Source organism: Shewanella sp. SP1S1-7, from assembly GCF_031932105.1.
GTDB lineage: Bacteria > Pseudomonadota > Gammaproteobacteria > Enterobacterales > Shewanellaceae > Shewanella > Shewanella baltica.
The window spans coordinates 1-21,069 of record NZ_JAUOEU010000044.1 but is presented as its reverse complement, the minus strand read 5'-3'; the positions used below and the strand labels follow the sequence as shown (position 1 = coordinate 21,069).

Annotated in this window: 20 protein-coding genes; 11 read left to right on the top strand and 9 right to left on the bottom strand. The window is 45.3% G+C overall.

Going from position 1 to position 21,069, the window contains the following annotated elements:
• Nucleotides 1-239 precede the first annotated feature (239 nt).
• Both Q4Q49_RS20975 and Q4Q49_RS20970 read left to right on the top strand, forming a co-directional pair.
• Nucleotides 240-1,112, top strand: coding sequence for a hypothetical protein (locus Q4Q49_RS20975; protein ID WP_312000360.1), 873 nt, complete (start codon nt 240-242; stop codon nt 1,110-1,112).
• A gap of 182 nt (nt 1,113-1,294) precedes the next feature.
• The gene (locus tag Q4Q49_RS20970) at nt 1,295-2,167 is read left to right on the top strand and encodes a hypothetical protein (protein ID WP_312000359.1); all 873 of its coding nucleotides are present in this window, start codon (nt 1,295-1,297) and stop codon (nt 2,165-2,167) included.
• Nucleotides 2,168-2,491: 324 nt separating this feature from the next.
• On the opposite strand, the gene glnA is transcribed toward Q4Q49_RS20970, so the two are convergent.
• Nucleotides 2,492-3,901 (bottom strand): glutamate--ammonia ligase, encoded by a 1,410-nt coding sequence (gene glnA, locus Q4Q49_RS20965; protein ID WP_106648392.1) that lies wholly within the window; start codon nt 3,899-3,901, stop codon nt 2,492-2,494.
• A 1,034-nt stretch (nt 3,902-4,935) separates the two neighbouring features.
• Here glnA and typA point away from each other — a divergent pair.
• Nucleotides 4,936-6,747 carry a translational GTPase TypA gene (gene typA, locus Q4Q49_RS20960; protein ID WP_106651716.1) on the top strand — a complete coding sequence of 604 codons (1,812 nt, stop codon included), beginning with the start codon at nt 4,936-4,938 and terminating at the stop codon, nt 6,745-6,747.
• Between the two features lie 582 nt (nt 6,748-7,329).
• Here typA and Q4Q49_RS20955 read toward each other — a convergent pair.
• The 4 genes from Q4Q49_RS20955 to Q4Q49_RS20940 all read right to left on the bottom strand — a co-directional run bounded on the left by Q4Q49_RS20955 (nt 7,330) and on the right by Q4Q49_RS20940 (nt 11,692).
• Nucleotides 7,330-9,222 carry an LTA synthase family protein gene (locus tag Q4Q49_RS20955; protein WP_312000358.1) on the bottom strand — a complete coding sequence of 631 codons (1,893 nt, stop codon included), beginning with the start codon at nt 9,220-9,222 and terminating at the stop codon, nt 7,330-7,332.
• An 84-nt stretch (nt 9,223-9,306) separates the two neighbouring features.
• Nucleotides 9,307-10,521, bottom strand: a complete 1,215-nt coding sequence (locus Q4Q49_RS20950; protein ID WP_312000357.1) for a 4Fe-4S binding protein — start codon at nt 10,519-10,521, stop codon at nt 9,307-9,309.
• A gap of 266 nt (nt 10,522-10,787) precedes the next feature.
• Nucleotides 10,788-11,441: a DUF2959 domain-containing protein gene (locus Q4Q49_RS20945; RefSeq protein WP_312000356.1), complete on the bottom strand. Its 654-nt coding sequence runs from the start codon at nt 11,439-11,441 to the stop codon at nt 10,788-10,790.
• A gap of 29 nt (nt 11,442-11,470) precedes the next feature.
• Nucleotides 11,471-11,692, bottom strand: a complete 222-nt coding sequence (locus Q4Q49_RS20940) for a hypothetical protein (protein ID WP_006079786.1) — start codon at nt 11,690-11,692, stop codon at nt 11,471-11,473.
• A gap of 81 nt (nt 11,693-11,773) precedes the next feature.
• On the opposite strand from Q4Q49_RS20940, the gene Q4Q49_RS20935 reads away from it, so the two are divergent.
• The 6 genes from Q4Q49_RS20935 (at nt 11,774) to azoR (ending at nt 16,157) form a co-directional block, all read left to right on the top strand.
• Nucleotides 11,774-12,742: a virulence factor BrkB family protein gene (locus Q4Q49_RS20935; RefSeq protein WP_259544418.1), complete on the top strand. Its 969-nt coding sequence runs from the start codon at nt 11,774-11,776 to the stop codon at nt 12,740-12,742.
• A 36-nt stretch (nt 12,743-12,778) separates the two neighbouring features.
• Entirely contained in the window at nt 12,779-13,744 is a 966-nt protein-coding gene (locus Q4Q49_RS20930) for an alpha/beta fold hydrolase (RefSeq protein ID WP_312000355.1), read from the top strand.
• Nucleotides 13,741-14,343 (top strand): hypothetical protein, encoded by a 603-nt coding sequence (locus tag Q4Q49_RS20925; RefSeq protein WP_312000354.1) that lies wholly within the window; start codon nt 13,741-13,743, stop codon nt 14,341-14,343. The genes Q4Q49_RS20930 and Q4Q49_RS20925 overlap by 4 nt, the downstream gene beginning before the upstream one ends.
• 17 nt (nt 14,344-14,360) lie before the next feature.
• Nucleotides 14,361-14,798: a D-aminoacyl-tRNA deacylase gene (dtd, locus tag Q4Q49_RS20920; RefSeq protein ID WP_006079790.1), complete on the top strand. Its 438-nt coding sequence runs from the start codon at nt 14,361-14,363 to the stop codon at nt 14,796-14,798.
• A 147-nt stretch (nt 14,799-14,945) separates the two neighbouring features.
• Entirely contained in the window at nt 14,946-15,401 is a 456-nt protein-coding gene (locus tag Q4Q49_RS20915; protein ID WP_312000353.1) for a thioesterase domain-containing protein, read from the top strand.
• Between the two features lie 159 nt (nt 15,402-15,560).
• Nucleotides 15,561-16,157 carry an FMN-dependent NADH-azoreductase gene (gene azoR / locus Q4Q49_RS20910; RefSeq protein ID WP_312000352.1) on the top strand — a complete coding sequence of 199 codons (597 nt, stop codon included), beginning with the start codon at nt 15,561-15,563 and terminating at the stop codon, nt 16,155-16,157.
• A gap of 152 nt (nt 16,158-16,309) precedes the next feature.
• Here the strand turns inward: azoR and Q4Q49_RS20905 are convergent, their stop codons facing one another.
• The 3 genes from Q4Q49_RS20905 to Q4Q49_RS20895 all read right to left on the bottom strand — a co-directional run bounded on the left by Q4Q49_RS20905 (nt 16,310) and on the right by Q4Q49_RS20895 (nt 17,615).
• Nucleotides 16,310-16,495 (bottom strand): hypothetical protein, encoded by a 186-nt coding sequence (locus Q4Q49_RS20905; protein WP_259527450.1) that lies wholly within the window; start codon nt 16,493-16,495, stop codon nt 16,310-16,312.
• Nucleotides 16,496-16,570: 75 nt separating this feature from the next.
• Nucleotides 16,571-16,894 carry a rhodanese-like domain-containing protein gene (locus tag Q4Q49_RS20900; protein ID WP_012586539.1) on the bottom strand — a complete coding sequence of 108 codons (324 nt, stop codon included), beginning with the start codon at nt 16,892-16,894 and terminating at the stop codon, nt 16,571-16,573.
• 145 nt (nt 16,895-17,039) lie between these two features.
• Nucleotides 17,040-17,615: an XRE family transcriptional regulator gene (locus tag Q4Q49_RS20895; protein ID WP_312000351.1), complete on the bottom strand. Its 576-nt coding sequence runs from the start codon at nt 17,613-17,615 to the stop codon at nt 17,040-17,042.
• Between the two features lie 164 nt (nt 17,616-17,779).
• Here Q4Q49_RS20895 and Q4Q49_RS20890 point away from each other — a divergent pair, with 164 nt between their 5' ends.
• Nucleotides 17,780-18,967, top strand: coding sequence for a benzoate/H(+) symporter BenE family transporter (locus tag Q4Q49_RS20890; protein WP_312000350.1), 1,188 nt, complete (start codon nt 17,780-17,782; stop codon nt 18,965-18,967).
• A gap of 51 nt (nt 18,968-19,018) precedes the next feature.
• Here Q4Q49_RS20890 and Q4Q49_RS20885 read toward each other — a convergent pair whose 3' ends face one another.
• Nucleotides 19,019-19,495: a GNAT family N-acetyltransferase gene (locus Q4Q49_RS20885; RefSeq protein WP_312000349.1), complete on the bottom strand. Its 477-nt coding sequence runs from the start codon at nt 19,493-19,495 to the stop codon at nt 19,019-19,021.
• Nucleotides 19,496-19,852: 357 nt separating this feature from the next.
• Between Q4Q49_RS20885 and Q4Q49_RS20880 the strand changes: the two genes are divergently transcribed.
• Nucleotides 19,853-20,833 carry a hypothetical protein gene (locus Q4Q49_RS20880; protein ID WP_312000348.1) on the top strand — a complete coding sequence of 327 codons (981 nt, stop codon included), beginning with the start codon at nt 19,853-19,855 and terminating at the stop codon, nt 20,831-20,833.
• Nucleotides 20,834-21,069: the final 236 nt, after the last annotated feature.

Genomic DNA, 21,069 nt, shown 5'->3' with positions numbered 1-21,069 from the left:
AGGTTTGTATGCCGTGCCTTCGCAGAACTCTGATGAGTTTTGAACATACTCTTTAAAATCAGTTTCCACTTCCCTCACTGGCCATCTAGCTACTTTTATTACTTTCCTTAAAACTGTTTCAGTAAATATTCGCTTGAGGGTAGGCCGAGAGCATATTATGTTGCTGATTTAAAATGGATGACTGGATTTACGCTTGGCGATGCCCACGCTACAAGTAGAGTCTACCGAGAGGTAACAGGATGAACAATAAAGCAGCGCCGCAGCAGTCGGCGTCGACAGAGCAAGACACACAACCGTTGAACGACAGCCGGTATGAAGATTTGCCACACAGTGAGTTCCTGCAATTACCCCAAGAGGATCAAGACCGGCTCAATAAGCTACGTCAGCAGCGCGTGCGTGAGGCGCCGACCCTATATGAGTGGGATATTAAGGTAGCGACTGTGTATGGCATTGGGTGGATCATGGTCCTTATTCCGTGCGGGATTACGGCTCTAGTTGGGTTGGTGACATACTGGTATGGATTTGAGCAATGGTATTATTTTCTCATCATAGTGATGATTTTTGGGCCATTTATGCGCTACCTCTGGTTGGCCGACAAACAGTACCATTATCGGCTCACCACCGAGGGTTTAGTTACTACCTATCATGACGCTATTCCGGATGCAGCCTACGCGGTAGTGCGGGGGCTGGCTTGGTTTGGAGTGGTGGTTTGTATTGTCGGGGTGGCGTTGTTAGGCCCGGCCGCCTTGGTCGGCGCGGGTGGTTTTGCTGTGATGGCATTTTTCTTCACCGGTTTTAAAAATGTAGAGACAACTTATGAGAGTTCTATAAAGAATGGGCATCGTCATTTGATTAAGGTAACGCGGAATCGTCCATTTATTGCCTGCCAATCGGATGTACGAACAATGGGCTTACGCGCAAGCATTCGTCTTCATTGCCCATTGGATAAGATGCACACCATCTTATCATTACTGATGACGCAGTTACCTGATTCTGAAATCCGTGTATTTAAAAATGAGCGCGTGTTAGATGGCGTACCATTTGCGTCATTTGAGTCAGGCGAACCTGCCCAACTGTCAGATTTCGCCCCTGAGAATACCCATGCCGTCTAACGCTTTCTTTCGCGCCTGTTATTGGCGTGAGATTCGGTGTCATCAGTGGCAGCTTTGCCACCAAGATGCTAACAGGCCTTATAGCGGCAAGATCGTCAAGAGTGAGAAGACATTAAGTACGAGCTGTGTGGATAGGTTAACGATGACCGTGCAGTCCGTGGGCACAGCAAAGGAATAGCTATATGAATAAGAGAGCAGCGCCGCTGCAGTTGGCGTCGACAGAGCAAGAGACAAAACTGTTGGACGACAGTCGGTATGAAGACCTGCCGCGCACTGAGTACCTGCAATTACCCCAAGAGGAGCAAAGCCGGCTCAATAAGCTACGTCAGCAGCGGGTGCGTGAGGCGCCCACGCTTTATGAGTGGGATATTCGGGTGGCGACTGTCTATGGTCTATTTTGGTTAACCTTCCTGATCCCGTGTGGTTGCTTAGCACTTATAGGGTGCTATTTGCTATCTGGCGATACTAGCTTGGGTATAGGGTTAATCATCATGGCTTTAATTATGTGCTTATCTGCTCGTTACCTCTGGTTTGCAGACAAACAGTACCATTATCGGCTCACCACCGAGGGGTTAGTTACCACCTATCATGATGCTATTCCGGATGCAGCCTATGCGGTAGTGCGGGGGCTGGCTTGGTTTGGGGTGGTGGTTTGTATTGTCGGGGTGGCCTTTTTAGGCCCAGCAGCGCTGGTTGGTGTAGGTGGAATGGCTCTGGGGGCATTTTTCTTTACTGGTTTTAAAAATGTAGAGACAACTTACGAGAGTCCTATAAAAAATGGGCATCGTCATTTGATTAAGGTAACGCGGAATCGTCCATTTATTGCCTGCCAATCGGATGTACGAACAATGGGCTTACGCGCAAGTATTCGTCTTCATTGCCCATTGGATAAGATGCACACTATCTTGTCATTGCTGATGACGCAGTTACCTGATTCTGAAATCCGTGTATTTAAAAATGAGCGCGTGTTAGATGGCGTACCATTTGCGTCATTTGAGTCAGGCGAACCTGCCCAACTGGCAGATTTTGCCCCTGAGAATACCCAGCCTAGTTGAATAAAGCGTGGACACTTAACAATAATGGCGCGGTAGTTAACTTCCGACTATATAGGTGGTTTTTCTGCTGCATCCTCGTTTAGTTTAGATCGGTTTTTAACCATCTATCTCTATTATTGCCGTTGCAGCGGTGTCTGGGTGCCTTCTCTGAATGATCAAAGAGTGGTTGGCGATGATGCCTATTTAGAGAGCAACGCGATGATTGAATCAGAATAAAAGTTGTATATACCTTCAAAATACAAAAAGCCCCGATAGCGTTGCTATCGAGGCTTTTATATTTCTGTATCAATTACATAAAGCGAGCCGTTTGTATAGCGCTAGCCATTACAGGCTGTAGTACATTTCAAACTCAAGTGGGTGAGTTGTACGTGCTACGCGCTCAGCTTCTGCTGTTTTCAGTACGATATAAGATTGGATGAAATCTTCACTGAACACGCCGCCTTTAGTCAGGAACTCATGGTCAGCTTGCAGGTTTTCAAGGGCGTTTTCTAATGACGTTGCCACTTGTGGGATTTCAGCCGCTTCTTCTGGAGGCAGATCGTACAGATCTTTGTCCATCGCTTCACCTGGGTGGATCTTGTTTTGGATACCGTCAAGACCGGCCATCAGCAGCGCTGCGAAACCTAAGTATGGGTTGGCATGTGGATCTGGGAAACGCGCTTCGATACGACGGCCTTTAGGGCTTGGTACCACTGGAATACGGATTGATGCAGAGCGGTTACGGGCAGAGTAGGCCAACATAACAGGTGCTTCAAAGTGTGGCACTAAACGCTTGTAAGAGTTAGTGCTTGGGTTAGTGAAAGCGTTCAGCGCGCGAGCGTGCTTAATGATACCACCTATGTAGTACAGAGCAGTTTCACTTAAACCTGCGTATTTGTCGCCAGCGAACAAGTTAACACCGTCTTTCGCCAGAGATTGGTGAACGTGCATGCCGCTACCATTGTCACCAACGATGGGTTTAGGCATGAAAGTCGCCGTCTTGCCGTAAGCGTGTGCCATGTTGTGCACTACGTACTTCAGAATTTGGATTTCATCCGCTTTCTTAGTCAAAGTATTGAAGCGAGTAGCGATTTCGTTTTGACCTGCAGTCGCCACTTCGTGGTGATGCGCTTCAACCACTTGGCCCATTTCTTCGAGCACTAAACACATAGCGCTACGTAGGTCTTGTGATGAGTCAACCGGTGCAACTGGGAAGTAACCGCCTTTAACAAATGGACGGTGACCAGTGTTGCCGCCTTCGTAGCTAGTCGCTGAGTTCCATGCCGCTTCTTTAGCGTCGATCTTAACGAAACAACCTGACATGTCAGTACCGAAACGGACATCGTCAAATAGGAAGAATTCTGGTTCTGGTCCAATCAATACAGTATCTGCGATACCAGTAGAGATCAGGTAAGCTTCTGCTTTTTTAGCGATTGAACGTGGGTCACGGTCGTACCCTGTCATTGTACCGGGTTCAAGAATGTCACAACGGATCAGCGCTGTGGTTTCTTCGGTGAAAGGATCCAGTACGAATGTCGTTGGATCTGGCATCAGTACCATGTCTGATTCGTTAATACCCTTCCAACCTGCGATAGAAGAACCGTCAAACATTTTGCCGTCTTCGAAGAAATCAGCATCTACCTGATGAGAAGGAATAGATACGTGCTGCTCTTTACCTTTAGTGTCGGTAAAACGTAAATCAACGAACTTAACTTCTAATTCTTCAAGTTGCTTTAAAACTGATTCAACTGACATTCTCAAGCCTCCGGTAGGGTAAAGGGATGCCCCTTCTATAATCTTTTAACTCAAGTGATTTATCTTGAGCCAAACTTACGAGCTATATAGCGATATCCATGCCAATAATTTAAACTACTGATTAACATGGTTTAAAATCTTTACTGCACTTAATTGGATTCTCGTTTGCACCACTTTGGTGCTATTGACTGAGGCATTTTGGTGCATTCATCCATTTTGGTGCGCACTGAATTGATTCATGCAAAGCATAAGTTTCAAAGCATAAGGTTCAAAGCACTAGTATGCATCGCTTATGTGGCAGTGAGATGGCAATCGCGCCTTGGCTCACAGGGGCTACATCAAGGACAGCAGCACTGAATCTAGCACATCTTTTCAGCACAGAACTGGACTATTTCTCTGGGCTATTTCACTGCCGCATAGTTGTCATAAAACCACGCTAGTTTGTTCAACTATGCCATGCATTCTCAATTCAATAGTGGTTTATTATCATATTATTAGGAAAGAGTTCGTTCTCATGTACGAAATGTCTTTGCTGTTCACAGGCCAAGTGAAATCAGTGATGCGTAATAAAGGTATAGCGTGACAATGAAGTCAGTCTTAAAGGCATTCAGTTTTCGCGGTCATAAATGCCAATATCAACGCCCAGTTAAATCTGCGCTAGAAATTATTGCTGTTTCATGTCGAGATGATTTTGTCGTGGAAACATCAATTTGATTGATGTTTAAATCAGCAGAAATGCTTTGCGTCTAGATTATGAAAAATAGGAAATTCAGCTGCTTAACTCTGATTTTTCCTACGAATATGGCAATTGAACAGTGCTTTAACTGTGGCATTAGCGGATTTCACTCAATGGAATATTGGCAGGAATTAGCCAAGGATTGGCGGATTGTTTTATAAGTGTTCAAAAATAATCCTGTGCGCCAAGGCCGCTCTGGAGTAGAATGGCACGCTTTTTATTGTGGCGGATCGAGCTAGATCGCCATAACGAATTACTGAAATATCCCTATTTTTGTTTGATGGTAAGAGGTTTATCCGTGCTAGAGAATTTACGTAACATCGCCATTATTGCACACGTTGACCATGGCAAAACGACCCTGGTAGACAAGTTGCTGTCACAGTCAGGCACCCTTGCAACCCGAGGAGAAGCTACTGAGCGGGTGATGGACTCCAACGATCTTGAAAAGGAACGTGGGATCACGATTCTGGCAAAGAATACTGCCATCAAGTGGAACGACTACCGTATTAACATCGTTGATACCCCAGGCCACGCCGATTTCGGTGGTGAGGTTGAGCGTGTTCTGTCTATGGTTGACTCAGTATTATTGCTAGTTGATGCCGTTGACGGTCCAATGCCACAAACTCGCTTCGTAACGAAGAAAGCGTTTGCTCAAGGCTTAAAGCCAATCGTTGTTATCAACAAAATTGACCGTCCAGGTGCACGCCCAGATTGGGTTATCGACCAAGTATTCGACCTGTTCGATAACTTAGGCGCTACTGACGAGCAGTTAGATTTCCCAATCGTTTACGCTTCAGCGTTAAACGGTTTTGCAACTTTAGATCCAGATGTTGCAAGTGAAGACATGACGCCGCTGTTCCAAACTATCGTTGAAAAAGTATCATTCCCTGATGCTGACTCAGAAGGTAGTTTCCAGATGCAAATTTCGCAGCTGGATTACAACTCATACGTGGGTGTTATCGGTATCGGCCGTATCAAGCGTGGTAGCATCAAAACTAACCAACAAGTCACTATTGTTGGTGCTGATGGCAAAACCCGTAACGGTAAAATGGGCCAAGTATTAGGTTACATGGGTCTAGAGCGTACTGAAGTTGAAGTTGCTAACGCAGGCGATATCGTTGCTATCACTGGTTTAGGTGAGTTGAAAATTTCTGACACTGTCTGTGCTGCTGGCGCTGTAGAAGCATTACCGCCATTATCAGTTGATGAACCAACTCTGACCATGACGTTCCAAGTCAACACTTCACCTTTTGCGGGTAAAGAAGGTAAGTATGTGACTTCACGTAATATTCTTGAGCGTTTACAACAAGAATTGGTCCACAACGTGGCACTGCGTGTTGAAGAAACTGAAAGTCCAGATCGCTTCCGCGTATCAGGCCGTGGTGAATTGCATTTATCAATCCTGATTGAAAACATGCGTCGTGAAGGTTATGAGTTAGCTGTATCACGTCCAGAAGTTATTCTGAAAACCATCGACGGTGAATTGTGTGAGCCATTCGAAACGTTAACTGTTGACGTTGAAGAAGAAGATCAAGGCACAGTGATCGAGAAGTTAGGTACCCGTAAAGCTGAAATGAAAGACATGCAGCTTGATGGTAAAGGTCGTGTACGTATCGACTTTATTATCCCAAGCCGCGGTTTAATCGGTTTCCAAACTGAATTCTTAACAGCGACTTCTGGTACAGGTCTAATTTACCACTCATTCGACCATTACGGTCCACACAAAGGTGGCGATATCGGTCAACGCGCTAACGGCGTATTGATTTCTAACGCGACAGGTAAGGCTCTGACATTCGCACTGTTCGGTCTACAAGACCGCGGCCGTCTCTTTATTGGCCACGCTGCTGAAGTATACGAAGGCCAAGTAGTTGGTATCCATGCTCGCTCAAACGATCTGACAGTTAACTGTCTGAAAGGTAAGCAGCTGACCAACATGCGTGCTTCAGGTACTGACGAAGCGCAAGTGCTGACTACGCCAATCACAATGACACTTGAGCAAGCGCTTGAGTTCATCGATGATGACGAATTGGTTGAAGTAACACCTAAGAGCATTCGTGTTCGTAAGAGACACTTGACTGAAAACGATCGTAAGCGCTTTAACCGCGGTTAATGCCAGCCTGTTGATTCAGGTGGCACACCCTTAAGGTGAGTCAATCGGTTTAAAAAGCCCTGCATAGGAAACTATGCGGGGCTTTTTGTTGGGGCTGATTTGGTCATGGGTATGCCGGCGATTAATTCAAACTTCTGAATCTTGAGATCTTGTATTACTCCTTATCGATTCTCCATACGCAATTGCGGCAAGATTTTGTAAGGAGAGATCTAACATTTAGTATGGTTCCGCTTAGGTCTTGTGCAAATTCATTGTCGAGTGAACAGCAGGCATTTTTCCCTGTCAGTAACTTCCTGGGTAGCAGATAAAGTTCTTACTAAAGCGACGGCTTAGCCTGTCATCGTGGAAGGAATAAATTTTAATATATTCGTCAAAAAGTGAACGGATCAGTTGCTGTCGGTCTGGCTGTATAGGGTTAGCTATAAAACCATTTATCTGATATTCGCATAGGAATAGTATCAGCGATAAGATTGAGTGATTTACTAACTGTAATCAATATTCTGGTGTATACATTAAAAACTGCAGATAGTGATATAAACCATTATCTGCAGTGTGCTTCGTTAGATTGGCAGTGCTTTGATGCTATTTAACCCAAGTATTGTTCAAAACTGCTTGCTGTGAGAGTTGAAATTCAAGCTTTAGCTGTTCTGCATACTTAGGTGCCTGATTCTCAATAAAGTCTACACTTTCATTCTCAGATATGATTTTATCTCCAGCGATTAAAAAACTACCTGAGTTGGTAAATGCGCCAAGCAAGTCGCCTTTTACTACAATACTATAGGGTTTTCGTTCCCTATAAAGAGAGCGACCAACTGATGCAAACTCGTCATTAAATCCGAGCAAATCAAAAGCGGTAGGTAAAATATCTAATTGGCTTGCGAGTATTTTATGTCGTTTAGGGGGAATATTTTGCCCAGGACGATAAATCCATAACGGAATATGGAATGCGCTTTCTAAGCCCGGCGTTTTCGTTTTGAACAAAGTGTGATCTGCCAAAATCATAAAGGTTGTATTTTCGTACCAGTCCTGTTTTGATGCTTCCGCAAAAAATGCTTTAAGAGATTCATCTGTATATCTAACAGTATTCAAAAAATCGGTGAATGTATCTTGTCCATATGGATAAACCTGTAAATGCTTCGGTGTTTCTACATATGGCATATGGGTGGTACCTGTAAACGAAAAACTAATAAATGGCTTAGTTTTTTCGTTTGCTAATTCGAGTGTTTTCATCAACATCTCATAATCCCAACCAAACTGTGCGCCATCAGGATCGGGGTAGTCAGTTCGTGTTATTGGGATATCACTACGTCCAAGATATTGCTGAAAACCAGCATAGTTGGCTATCGAATCTAAACGAATCGAGTCACGTTTTGAGCTTTGCAGCATTTGGGTTTGGTAGCCATGAGCTTGAGCAATATTACCAATTTTTGTAAGGCGTGATAATTCCAGTCCTCCTCCGATATAACCAACACTCTCAAGGGGAGGTATGCCAAACAAGCTCGCTTGAACACCTAAGTTACTGCGTTGAGCAACAGCATAGAAATTATCATAAACCTCAGCTTTTTTTGACAGTTCATCTAAAAATGGTGTGACTTTATAGTCTGAACCCGATAATCCATCTATATAAGCATAGCTTAACGCTTCTACCAAAATGATAACTAAATTTCGGCCATTAGGTGTATTCTCTGAGAATTGGCTTACGTATGGATATTTATATGCTTCATCTTCTGTCTTATTTAGCTGTTGTTTAAGCTCTTCGGAATTAAAGAATTTATAATCAGTACGCTTGAAGTTTTGAGTAGTTCCTTTGCCACCTGTATAAATACCATTTAAAATTAAATTAGCTTGCTGCTCACTTTGGTTTTTATATGCATCGATAATGCCAAGTGGCTTTCCATGCAAGTTTAATCCTCGTAGAAATAATATCAAGATAGGGATCGCAATAACAAAAACGCCAATTTGTGATGCTAGAGTATTATGGTTTTTATTGTGGTAGAAAAATAGTTGGTATTTTTTCACCAGCAAAATAATTATTATGGCTATAGTAGCAACGCTAAATATCGTTAACGCGAAATGATCTTTCATTAAAAATGGTAATACAAAAGATGTTTCAGTCATTAACAATGGTAGATCGCTAAATGTGTGTCTATTTACTACACCAAAATAAATAAAATCTCCAATAAGTGCGAGTGTAGATAGCAATAGCATTATTAAACCAAGCTTCAAACCCATATCTTTTATGAAACAAGTAATGCGGCCACTTCCTGGTACTAATATTAGCAATGTAGGTATGATCATGACATAAGCAGTAGTCATGATATCAAAGCGAAATGATGTAAATATCACCGTGAGTAAATCGAATGTTTCTTTATAATAATCGTGATACACAATGTAATTCGCAATGCGAGAACAATTTAATATGAATAGCATGGAAATATATAGAAACAACACGCTGCGAAATTTACTCTGTTTCATACGATAAATTTTTTCAATGACTGTTTAAGGAGGTGCATAATAACACACCAACTTAGACTAGTTCAAAAGCAAACCTATACTCAGTTAATGCCCCACTCTATCTATTACTTGGATCAGTTCCATGCGGATATTGTCGGGTGTTTGGCTGTGCCAGAAGCCAGCTAAGTAAGCGCCAAGCGGCAGCATAAATAAGGCGATGAGCACTAATGCGAGTAATCCCTTATGGCCGAGTCTGTGGCCAGATTTAAGACCTAGACCAAGGGCGGCTGATTTTGGACAAGCGGCGACGCAGCGCATACAGGCCTGGCATTCATCACTGCGCACCGTAGTCTTAGTGTGCACTATGATGTTTGCTGGGCAGGCGCGGGTGCACTTATCGCATTTCATCCCTTTTGCCTCGATAAGGCAATGCTGTGTATCGCGGCGGATTTTTAATGGGCTCGCAAAGCTTAAGATCCCGAGCATGGCACCATAAGGGCACAAGTAACGGCAGAATCCCTGGCGGCGCCATGCGGCTAAGGCAAGGATCAGCGCAAACACAAACAAGGTAATCAGGCTCGGCGTCAGAAAGAACAGTGCCATTTTTAAGTCGGCAATCTTGTGATAATTACCTTCGAGATAATAAGGAATCGACTCACTTGGCATGCCAATCACTATGTAGCAAAGGCCAAGCAGCAATAAATACTTGAGCATTCGCAGTGGCCAATCGAGCCAAGCGGGTGGTGTTAGTTCTGATCTAATAAAGCGTTTTCTAACAGCATACAAATATTCCCCTGCCAAACCTAATGGGCAAGCCCAACCACAAAATGCCCGCTTACAAAGTAATCCTGTGAGCAATACCGCCGCTAACATCACCGCGGCTGCAGGATGGGTTTGATCCCACAAATTTAGACTGACAATGGCCTTCAGTTCAATGCCGCCGGCAATCGGCAGGAAAGCATCGACCACATCGGGGCGCATTAGCCAAGGTGTAATTCCTTGCTTAAGCAATACGGTATTAATTGTGTATTGCACGGCAACCAGTAAAAGCGATAGCGCTAAGACATGTTGAGTGCCTTCCCGCAGAGTATTGATCTTAATCTCACCTTTGAAGGAGTCAGGTGCAAATTTATGTCCTACTAACGCTAAAGGTAGCGCAATAATCAGTCCGAGTGCTAAAGGCCAGTAAAGGCTGATCGCGACGGCGCTGACACTGAGTAACAGTGTTACGACAGCACCCCATTTCTGGCCGCTCCAATAGCTCAGTGAGGCGAGATACATGAGTGCCAACATCAGAGTAAGTGATTCGATAAAAGTCATAGTGATGAATACAGCAAATGAGTAACGAGTACAGTGTCTGAGTGATGAGCTGATGATAAGTTTTTGAGTACTAAATGAAATTGTGCGGCAGGTCTAAGATTGGTGCTATCAATCCACTAAAGCGCGCCATAGCTCACAAAGCCAAGTGTTTTGGGCTTGCACAAATAAAGTATGGCTTGCAGGGACAGCGGACGAGGTCACACAAAGCATAAAAAGCCCCAGCACTTTATTGTGCTAGGGCTTAGGAGTTAAGTAGCAGCTTTGGTTCAACTTTTGGATTTTTCGAGTGACTCAATAAACTTGTTCGACTCATTAATCGATTTGTTCATCTCTTTAATCAGGCCCGAAATGTCGGTTTGCAGACTAGCAAATTCGCCTTTGATTGCACCAATGGCTTGGGCGTTCAAGTTATGCTTGAGATACAGCATATTGTCTTTCATGGCGGTGAGGATAGGCGGCATTTTTGATTCGGCGCGGTGCATGCTTTTGATCAATTGTCCGTAGGCGCGGCGCGTTTCTTTGAGCTTAGCTTCACTGTTACGGCGCAGGCTGGCTTTGCTGATTTCGCCAATTTCATCTTGCCATTCATCGAATAACGCTTCGGCCACATCTTCAACTTTCTTGATGCGGTTGCTAACGTTGTCTGCGGCGCTTTGGGCTGACTCGTATTCATCCTTGGCCTTGTTATAGGCTTTTTCTAGGTTGCCGCCATCGTGATTGAGCAGGGCTTGCATCTCTTCGAGGGCCGAGCTGAACTCTTTTTGGGCGTCCTCTTGGGATTCTTTCGCGTCTTTAACTCTGTCGACCATAATATCGCGTTTATGGTAACCGACCTTTTCCATCGCGCCGTAATAGGCGCTTTGGCAACCACTGAGCAGGAGGCATGCGGCAATCAGGCCTGAAGTTATCAGTCTTTTCATTGGGTATTCCGTCACTGAGTGAATTGAAATTAATCGGCCTTAAATCGGGCCGCATCGATAATGCTCCACAGATGAAAGATAGCACCTATTACCGCGGGCACAATTAGCCACCAGAGTGCATAACCTACCACTGTGATAATGAAAAATAACAGTGCTGCCATAATGCGGCCTTGTAATAGTTGGCCTAACCCAGGGAAAAATAGGCTAGCAATAGCGGAAATAACGTTACCCGCAGATCCTTGTTGAGACATCAATTCACTCCTTAGACTTGTAAATTAAGTGTTTATTGTACGAAGATAACGAGTCTATACCAACAGAATCAAGAGAAACCCGTGACTAAGAAGATAGAACTGGCACAAATTCGCGTCTTATTCCTCGGGATCTGGCACTTCCTGCTGCATTTAAGGCGGCGTTTAGTGGAAGATCAGATCAATATCCGCGCCGGGCATTTGGCCTATGTCACGCTATTGTCACTCGTGCCTATGGTGGCCGTGACTATGTCTATGCTGTCCGCTTTTCCTGTGTTTAAAGGCATTCGTGGGCAGATAGAAGGCTTTGTTTATCAGAACTTTTTACCCGCCGCTGGCGATACTGTACAAGTGTATATCAATGAGTTTGTCGCCAACGCTTCTAAGGGCACAGCCGTGGGGATTGCCGCTTTAGTGGTGGTCGCTATTTTGCTGATTTCCGCTATCGACAAATCCCTCAATAACATTTGGCGTACTAAAGAGAAGCGTTCCGTGGTGGTCGCATTTTCTATGTATTGGATGGTCATCACTTTGGGTCCTGTTTTGGTGGGGGCCAGTTTGGTGGCGACTTCCTACGTAGTGTCATTGAAGGTTTTTGACGGTCAGTTGTCGGGTGTGGTGCCCGTGTTTCTTGAGCGCTTGCCCATGCTGTTTTCAGTTGCGGCATTCTTGCTGTTGTATATGGTAGTGCCTAATCAAAAGGTGAAGTTTCTACATGCACTATTAGGGGCGATTGTCGCCGCAATCTTGTTTGAGTTAGGTAAAAAAGCCTTTGCCTTGTATGTGACTCAGTTTCCGAGCTACGAAGCTATTTATGGGGCTTTAGCCGTGATCCCTATTATCTTTGTCTGGGTGTATTTATCGTGGATGATAGTATTACTCGGCGCGGAAATTACCGCGGCTATGCCAGAGTATTTAGATTATGAGTCGAGCTCCGATGAGGATGAAACGGATCTGGATGGTAAGCCTTTACAAGACTGCCAAGATAATCAGCCTGTAACCTTAACGTCGGCAGAGGTGACGGCACTCAAGGCCGTGGCAAAATCGGAATAACATCCCTAAACGGTTAAGTAATGGCGATAACACTTAATGCCTGAATCAGTGCTTGAATCCTTTCCCCCTTTTATCCGCCGCGACTGGTTTAGCGTTGGCAATGGTCAGCAATTACATCTTGCACAATACGGAAATCCTCAAGGTATCCCGCTGTTATATTTGCACGGTGGTCCGGGAGCGGGTTGTGATATCGGTGATTTAGCTTTATTTAATGGCGATCAATATTGGATCTTGCTGTTAGATCAACGAGGTTCTGGGCAATCCTTGCCCTTTGGCGATTTAGCCCATAATCATCTTAATGGTTTGATCTGCGATATGGAGGCGATTCGCCTCGCGTTAGGTATTGAGCGCTGGTGTTTAGCGGGCGGCTCCTTTGGGGCCACATTAGGCTTAATTTACAGCGGATTGTTCCCAGAGCGGGTGATAGCGCAAGTGCTGTGGGCGTTATTTATTCCGTCTAAAGAAGGCATAGATTGGCTCTATGGCGCTGACGGCGCGGCAAAATTGCAACCTGCGGCTTATCGACTCTTTAGTGGCAATGCGCCCGTTGCGCCATCGCTGGCTGAACTGCTGGATTCGTACCATCAAGGTTTGGCATCGGCCGATGAAAACCTGCGGCACCATTTTGCGCGGCGTTGGGTTCAGTGGGAGCTAAAGCTCGCGGGGGCGAGATTGGTGTTGCCAAGACTGTTACCCGACCCAGTATTAGCGTTAGCGGATATCGAATTGCACTTTGCTCGGCATGATTACTTCAATGCCATGAGTGTGTTGCAACGCGTGACGCCTAGGGTGAAGGCGCGTAGTGTGTTATTGCAAGGAATGCAGGATGCGATTTGCCCAGCGGCGCTATTGCGCGATTTTTTGGCTGGGTTAGAGCATGCTATGACGATTCAATCTGTTGCCGACGGCGGACATATGCTTAATAGCGAGTCGTTGTTTTTGGCGGTCACAGCAGAAATCCATGCTATGTGGTCGTGGATACATCAAAGGGAAATACAATGAAAACATTGCTCATCAGTGCCAGTTTACTCGGATTAACTGCCTGTGCCGCCACGGCGCTCTCTCAAACCAGCGCGATTGACCCTGTGGTGGCTCAGGAGGTCGTGGCACCCGTCGCGCCCAAAGTCGTTGAACTGGGTGGACTGACCAATGAAGCTGCCGCAGAGCGCTTGCATCAAGCGTTGATTAACGCTAACTACTTGGCCACCAAGGTTGCGCCAACTAAAGTTGCGGTGCAGTTTGGTAATAACCAGTTTTTGCTTGAGCCGAGTATTAATTCTGCGGGCATTGACCGTATTTTAATGAATCGTTTCTATGCCGTGCATCCGCAATTACAGGCTAGCCAAGAGCTGCCTGTGGTGATTGGCACTTTGAATCAAAAGCTTAATTTTGCCAAGTTCGTGTTGCTGGACCAAGGCGCAGTGATCCAAATACAAGGCACAGTCACCTTTGCCGACCGTGTTGAAATCGAAGAGTTACGTCGTTTTATGCTGTGGACCAATGGCGGTTTGGCACAAGTCGCGCAATCCTTGCCAGATGGCATCGATCAATATATTCGTCCTATCCCGCTCATGCAGCAAATGGTTCCCGTTAAGCCTTAATCTAAAAAGGAAAAGTTGTGATTGCGTTAATTCAAAGAGTGAGCCGCGCCAGTGTGGTTGTCGATAATCAAACCATAGGCGCAATCGATAAAGGCTTGTTGGTTCTGCTGGGCGTCGAGCAGGAAGATACCCGTGAGAAGATGGAAAAACTGGCAACTAAAGTGATGAGTTATCGCGTGTTTTCCGATGAGAATGGCAAGATGAATCTCAACCTAGAGCAAGTCGGTGGCTCTTTGTTAGTGGTGTCGCAATTTACCTTGGCCGCCGATACGGGCCGTGGCTTGAGGCCGAGTTTTTCGGGCGCCGGTACGCCGGATCAAGCCTTGGCACTCTATGAAGAGTTTGTCGCATTTTGCCGCGCTAAGGGCGTGACCACAGAAACCGGACAATTCGGCGCCGATATGCAAGTGTCCTTAGTCAATGATGGCCCTGTGACTTTTAATCTACAGGTGTAGCTTCTTATCGCGCGAGTGATTGCGTTAGTTATCGTGTTAGCTATTACATTAGCTATTAAATTAGTCATCGCGTGATTTTTATGGGGGATAGAGTGTTGAACTTATTCGGTGTTAGCTGTGAAGAGGGCTGTATCAAGGTAAATGCACATGGATGAATTACTACTTACTCAATTACTCACTCAATTACGCCAGACGTGGCACAGTACTATTCCTGTTAGTGAATTTATGCAGATTGCGCCGCTAGATTACAGCGAGGGTGAGTTTCGAGTCACTGCGCCGATAGCGCCCAATATTAATCTGCATCAGACCATGTTTGCCGGCAGTATTTATACCTTGATGACCTTAACTGGCTGGGGCTCTGTGTGGCTGAACCAGCAGTTAGCTGGCGTTGCGGGTGACATAGTGCTCGCCGATGCCCATATTCGTTATCTCGCTCCAGTGACTTGTGATCCAGTGGTAACAGTGCAATGGCCAACTGTGGATCTCAGTCCGTTGCAAAGGGGGCGCAGAGTGAAAGTGAAGTTAGCTGTGCAATTGTATTGTGATGCTAAGCTTTGTGCGGTATTCGAAGGCCTGTATGTCAGTGCGCCGAAAGTGAGTTAATTTATAGCGCGTCGCGACAACCTATAACCTTTCTAAAAAATCGAAGTGAATCTCAAATTTTATCCACTTTATTTCTTTTTTATGGGCGAATACACTAGCGTCATAGAGTTGAGATATTCCATCTGACTCTGAGTCATTTACCTATTTTCGGAGCAGATTATGTCTAAAGTCTTAATTTTAAAATCAAGCATTCTTGGCGGTTATTCACAATCTGCCGTGTTAATTGACCACTTAGCTAGCCACTGGGAAACCCAAGGCGCCGCTATCACAGTACGTGATTTAGGCGGTAAAGACGTGCTGCCTATGGTAGACGGTGAAATCGCTTCTGGTTTACGTGGTGGTGCAGAATTATCGGCACGTCAGCAAGAAATGCTCGCATTATCAGATACTTTAGTTGCTGAATTAAAAGCGAACGACACTATTGTTATCGCAGCGCCTATGTATAACTTCACTATTCCGGCTCAACTTAAAAACTGGATCGATTTCATTGCCCGCGCTGGTGTGACTTTTACTTACACTGAAACAGGCCCAAAAGGATTAGTGGAAGGTAAACGCGCTGTGTTAGTGACGACCCGTGGCGGCGCTCACAAAGATGGCCCAACGGATCACGTTGTACCTTACTTGAAAACGGTTTTAGGCTTTATTGGTATCACTAATGTTGAAGTGGTTTACGCCGAAGCGCTGAACATGGGTCCAGAAGCACACGATAAAGGCATGAGCGAAGCGAAACACTGTATCGATCAGCTGAAGGCTTAATCGTTCTGTTGCTTTAGTTGAGTCATTTGATTTAGCTGAATAAATAATGCCAGCCTTTAATAGGCTGGCATTTTTGTAGTCCATTTAAGCTAAGCACGCTTTGCTTAAATGGTTAGGTTTGAGCTACTAGGTTTAAGTCGTAGATTTAGCTCTCATTCGCAAAGGCTGCAACCTTTAGTAAGGGTGCTAGTCTCAACATAACGCACCTTAGTGCTGGCTTGGTCGCGATTACGACTGATGCTAAAGCGTGCAGGGCGTTCAGTTTCAACCGGCTTTTCAGCAGGGTTAACCTGTGCGGCTTCAAGCTGTAATGCTTTGGCATGATTCGTTTTATGCATACATCACCTCGCAGATATCTAAACCATCACAACATACAGATTGGTAAGATTGGCGCCGAACAACCAAGGCTTAAATTAGCTCGGTTGGCAGCAGACTAAATCTTTAAGCGAACCGCCATTCACCACGCAGCCAAAACCATTGGCCTTGAGGATATCGCAGCCTTTTTGCGCTCGAATACCCGCGCCACAGTAGAGCACGAAGGGATGTTGTTTATTATCGACTTGATGCAACCATTGGTCGAGCGTTGGCAATGGCACATTAATGGCTTGGGGCAAATGACCGGAGGCAAATTCCTCTGGTGAACGCACATCAATCACCCGTGCGCCTTGCTCAATCAATTGCCAACACTTTTCGCCCGAGTGACTGCCGGATAACTTAGCCAGTAAAGATTGAAACATAGCACTGCCCCTACCATTAGAAAATTTTCAATAAGTTTATTCTAATGAATCGGCGAGTGCAAGCGTTGCAGATTATCATAGTGAAGGGTTTGGTCTTTGGCCGTGCAAGAGCCCGAACTCGGCATTACTGGCGTTAGATAAGCTGCTACAAGCTAGATTCACAGCCTCGTTGATAGTGAATGATGTCGTGGAAGACCACGGCTTGGTCGTTGAGATTGCGATAGCCATGGGGTTTGTCGGCCGCAAATCGTACCGCTTCACCTTGCTTGAGCGTTTGCCACTGACCATCGACTAACACTTCCATCGTGCCGCTTAATACAATGACATGTTCAGTGACGCCAGCTTCATGGGGTTCAGAAAGCCGCTCATAGTTTGGCAGCAGCGTGAGTTCAAACATCTCGAAACCGAAGCGCTCTTCAAAGGGAAACAGTGAGGCGACTAGCATGCCGTCGGTGGCGGGTTGTTGGCGTAATTCGTCGGGCTTACGGAATACAGCGCCTTGGCTCTGGGGCGTGGGTTCGAGAAAGGTCGAAAGAGAGATATTGAATCCACTGGCAATTTTCCACAGCGTCGCAATGGTTGGGCTAGATTCGCCGCGCTCGATTTGTCCTATCATGGCCTTACTCACGCCCGTCTCTTGGGCGGCTTTATCTAAACTCCATCCCTTTTGATTACGCAGTGCTTTAAGCGTGGTGGCGAGATAGCTGTTTATCGTCTGCACAATGGCCCCATCATTTTTATGAAAATTTAGTTTGTACGTTATAACGCACAGGTGCTATCTTGTCCATCTCGTACGTTATAGCGCACAAAAAGCGATCTTGTTCATTTTATAAGTTATAGCGCACAAAGTAATGGCGACATCAATTGCAGAGAAAGGGAGTGGATATGTGGCGAGATGCAGGGGGTTTATCAAAAATATCAGCGGGATTTATTGCGGTATTAGTGGGTTATAGCAGCTCGGCTGTGATCATCTTTCAAGCAGCGGAGGCTGTGGGGGCGACACCAGCACAGATCAGTTCATGGCTGTGGGCTTTAGGTGTGGGCATGGGCGTGACCAGCATAGGATTATCGCTTTACTACAAGAATCCTATTCTAACGGCTTGGTCGACACCGGGCGCAGCGCTAATGGTGACCAGCCTAGCGGGATTGAGCGTCAACCAAGCCATAGGCGCGTTTCTGGTGAGTTCGATGTTAATCACCCTTTGCGGGGTGGCAGGCTGGATGGATAAACTGATCCGTATCATGCCGCAGTCAGTCGCTTCAGCCATGTTGGCGGGGATCCTGCTACAATTTGGCCTAGGGCTATTTCAGGCGATGCAAACCCAGCTGAGCCTCATATTAATCATGCTGTTGGTGTTTGTCGTCGTTAAACCTTTTGCGCCGCGCTACATCATCTTGCTGACGTTGCTGGTGGGCATTGGCATGAGCTTTCAATTAGATTTACTCAAGCTAGATGCCTTAGAGTTGCAACTGGCGATGCCGGTGTGGACTACGCCTGAGTTTTCGCTGGCGAGTGTGATTGGCGTGGCGTTACCGCTGTTTGTGGTCACTATGGCCTCGCAAAATATGCCGGGCGTCGCTGCGCTGCACGGTAATGGCTACAGGCCGCCCATTTCACCTTTGATCACGAGCACAGGGCTAATCGGGGTCATTCTCGCGCCCTTTGGCGGTTTTGCTTTTAACTTATCCGCCATCACAGCGGCTATTTGCATGGGTAAAGAAGCTGACCCGAATCCCGCGACCCGTTACTGGGCGGCAGTGTGGGGCGGCGTATTTTACTTTATCACTGGGTTACTCGGCGCCACTGTTGTTGGCCTGTTTTCCGCTTTCCCGAAGGAATTAGTACTGGCCATCGCCGGATTAGCGCTGCTTGGCACTATCGCCAATAGCCTTACCGCCGCATTAGCTAAAACTGAAGATCGCGAAGTAGCGGTGATCACTTTCTTGGTCACGGCATCAGGTTTTAGTGTGCTGGGTATCGGCAGCGCATTTTGGGGACTGTTGCTTGGGTTTATTATCCATTGGTGGAACGGGCACAGAACTGCAGCTGTGGTTAAGCGAGCGAATACTTAACTGCAGCACAGCGCCTTAGAGATGAATTTCAAAGACTAAGGCGCATGTGTTTTAAATTTTCTTCGTCATAAACACGCTATTGGGGTCGAGTCGATAATCGGCAAAGGGGCCGCAGCTTTCGAAGCCAAATTTGCAGTAGAGCAGGCGAGCGGGGTTGAAGAAGTCCATCGAGCCTGTCTCTAGACTGAGGCGTTTGATGCCAGCACTTTTGGCATCGTTAATTAAGTGCTGCAATATTTTAGACGCTATACCTTGCTGCTTATAGGGCGCGGCGGTGCGCATGGATTTGATCTCGGCGTGCTCGGCATCTAACCATTTTAGTGCACCGCAACCCGCGAGATTATTGCCATCCCATAGGGTCCAAAAGCGAATATTGGGCTGACGCAGGCCGTCAAGATCTAATGCGTGAACGCTTTCAGGCGGTGAGGTTGCCCGCATATCGTTGAGGTGTTCCTGCAGCAATGCCGCTATCTCTGGCCCTTTAAGGTCATCTAAGGTTATTTTCATGGCTCTTATGGTGGATTTCATAGCAGATCGGGTGCTCCTATTATTTTGGCTTATCCATAATGGCGTCATCGCGCTTTGTCGTCTGTTTGCCAATGCGCCGTGGTGGATAAGCAAATCTTAAGCCATTAGCTAAGTCATCTCTGAGGAGTTTTAGATTGCCTTATTTTGCTCAATTTCTATCGTCAAACTTTTGCTGCAAAAAGCACTGTTTTCTTCTCTGTTTTTTGTCCAACAAAGTGTTGAATGTGATGCGATAACGGTGATAACTTACTGTGATATTTAAATAATTCTCCCCTGAAAGTTTAGATCCTAGTGTATTTTTTTGGGGCTTAACGAAAAGTCGGGGTAGAACACTGTTATGCCAATGGAGATATAAGGTTGAAGGAAGAGTTAATGCTTTTATCAATTATCCTTGGGCCGTTATTGCTTGCGCCCGTACTAATAATGTTAGTTTTAGGATGGAGCTCTTTCAGGTTAAACCCAGAAAAAGGCTTATTAAAGCAGGGCTTACTGTGGTTGTGTATTCTAATCCCTGTTTTATATTTTTTTATCTTTGGCGCTATAGCATGGCATGGTTACGAAATTGATATTTCGTCAAATGGACTCGCTACTTTCTTCAATATTAGTACCATTCCTCTTACTTTTCTTTCGCTTACAATACCGCTAGCTGTCCTGATATCTCGATTTCACGCGACTGAACAAACAGCAAAGCAGATAGCCATTACTGCGCATAAAAATAATTTAGACGCTTTTTATTCGCATAGAAAAGAGTTGTTTTCATACTTTGATAGACTTGAAGGGGCAGATTATTTTGGTGTCTTTAATGGCCTGTTTAAGATACATCCCAGAATTCACAAAAATTTTTTTAAAGGTAACCCAAACTCTGGGATTCCTGAAGTTAACACTGACATGTTTAGTTCCATTGAAAGATTGTTGGGTACTGCAAGATGGCAAATTGATTACATTTTAAAAAATAAAGATCCAGAGAAAGTATTTAGTCTTTATTTACTCAATGCATGCGTAACCATTCATAACCTGAGTTACACCCTAGGGCTTCCTGAAATCTATAATGAGCTATCTGCTAAAGGGATATATCTTGACATAGAGGTTGAAGGTAAAGGGCAAGAGAAATACCTTTCGATTGGAACCACAACTGACGATTTGGTAGCTGCTTATCGATATTCAAATGACTACTTTAAAAATTTATGTGATTTTGCAGGTTATGAGAAAGCCGAAGTTAAAGAGGAGCATAAATACATTGAGACAGGTGGGAAATTTAGAACTATAAATGTTCCTGGTACGATTGAGATGCTGCACGCAAATGAAATTAGTAAGCTAGTAAATGAGCAGAAAGCATAATAAATTGCAGTACTCGAAATAATCATCCGCTACGATTGTAATTTTCTAGTTAGCAGAGTCTTTATCTCAAATTGCCATATTTATCCTCATCCGAAGAGCAATTAAGCTCTTATTTAACAAGCTTTCTATTGTTAGTTTTCTAAAGTTTTTGGCTGAACCTACCATCATAAAATGTTAGCTCTAGTCTTTAAACCTAAGGTTACGCTGATGCTCGAAAGGCAAACCATGGTGATTGG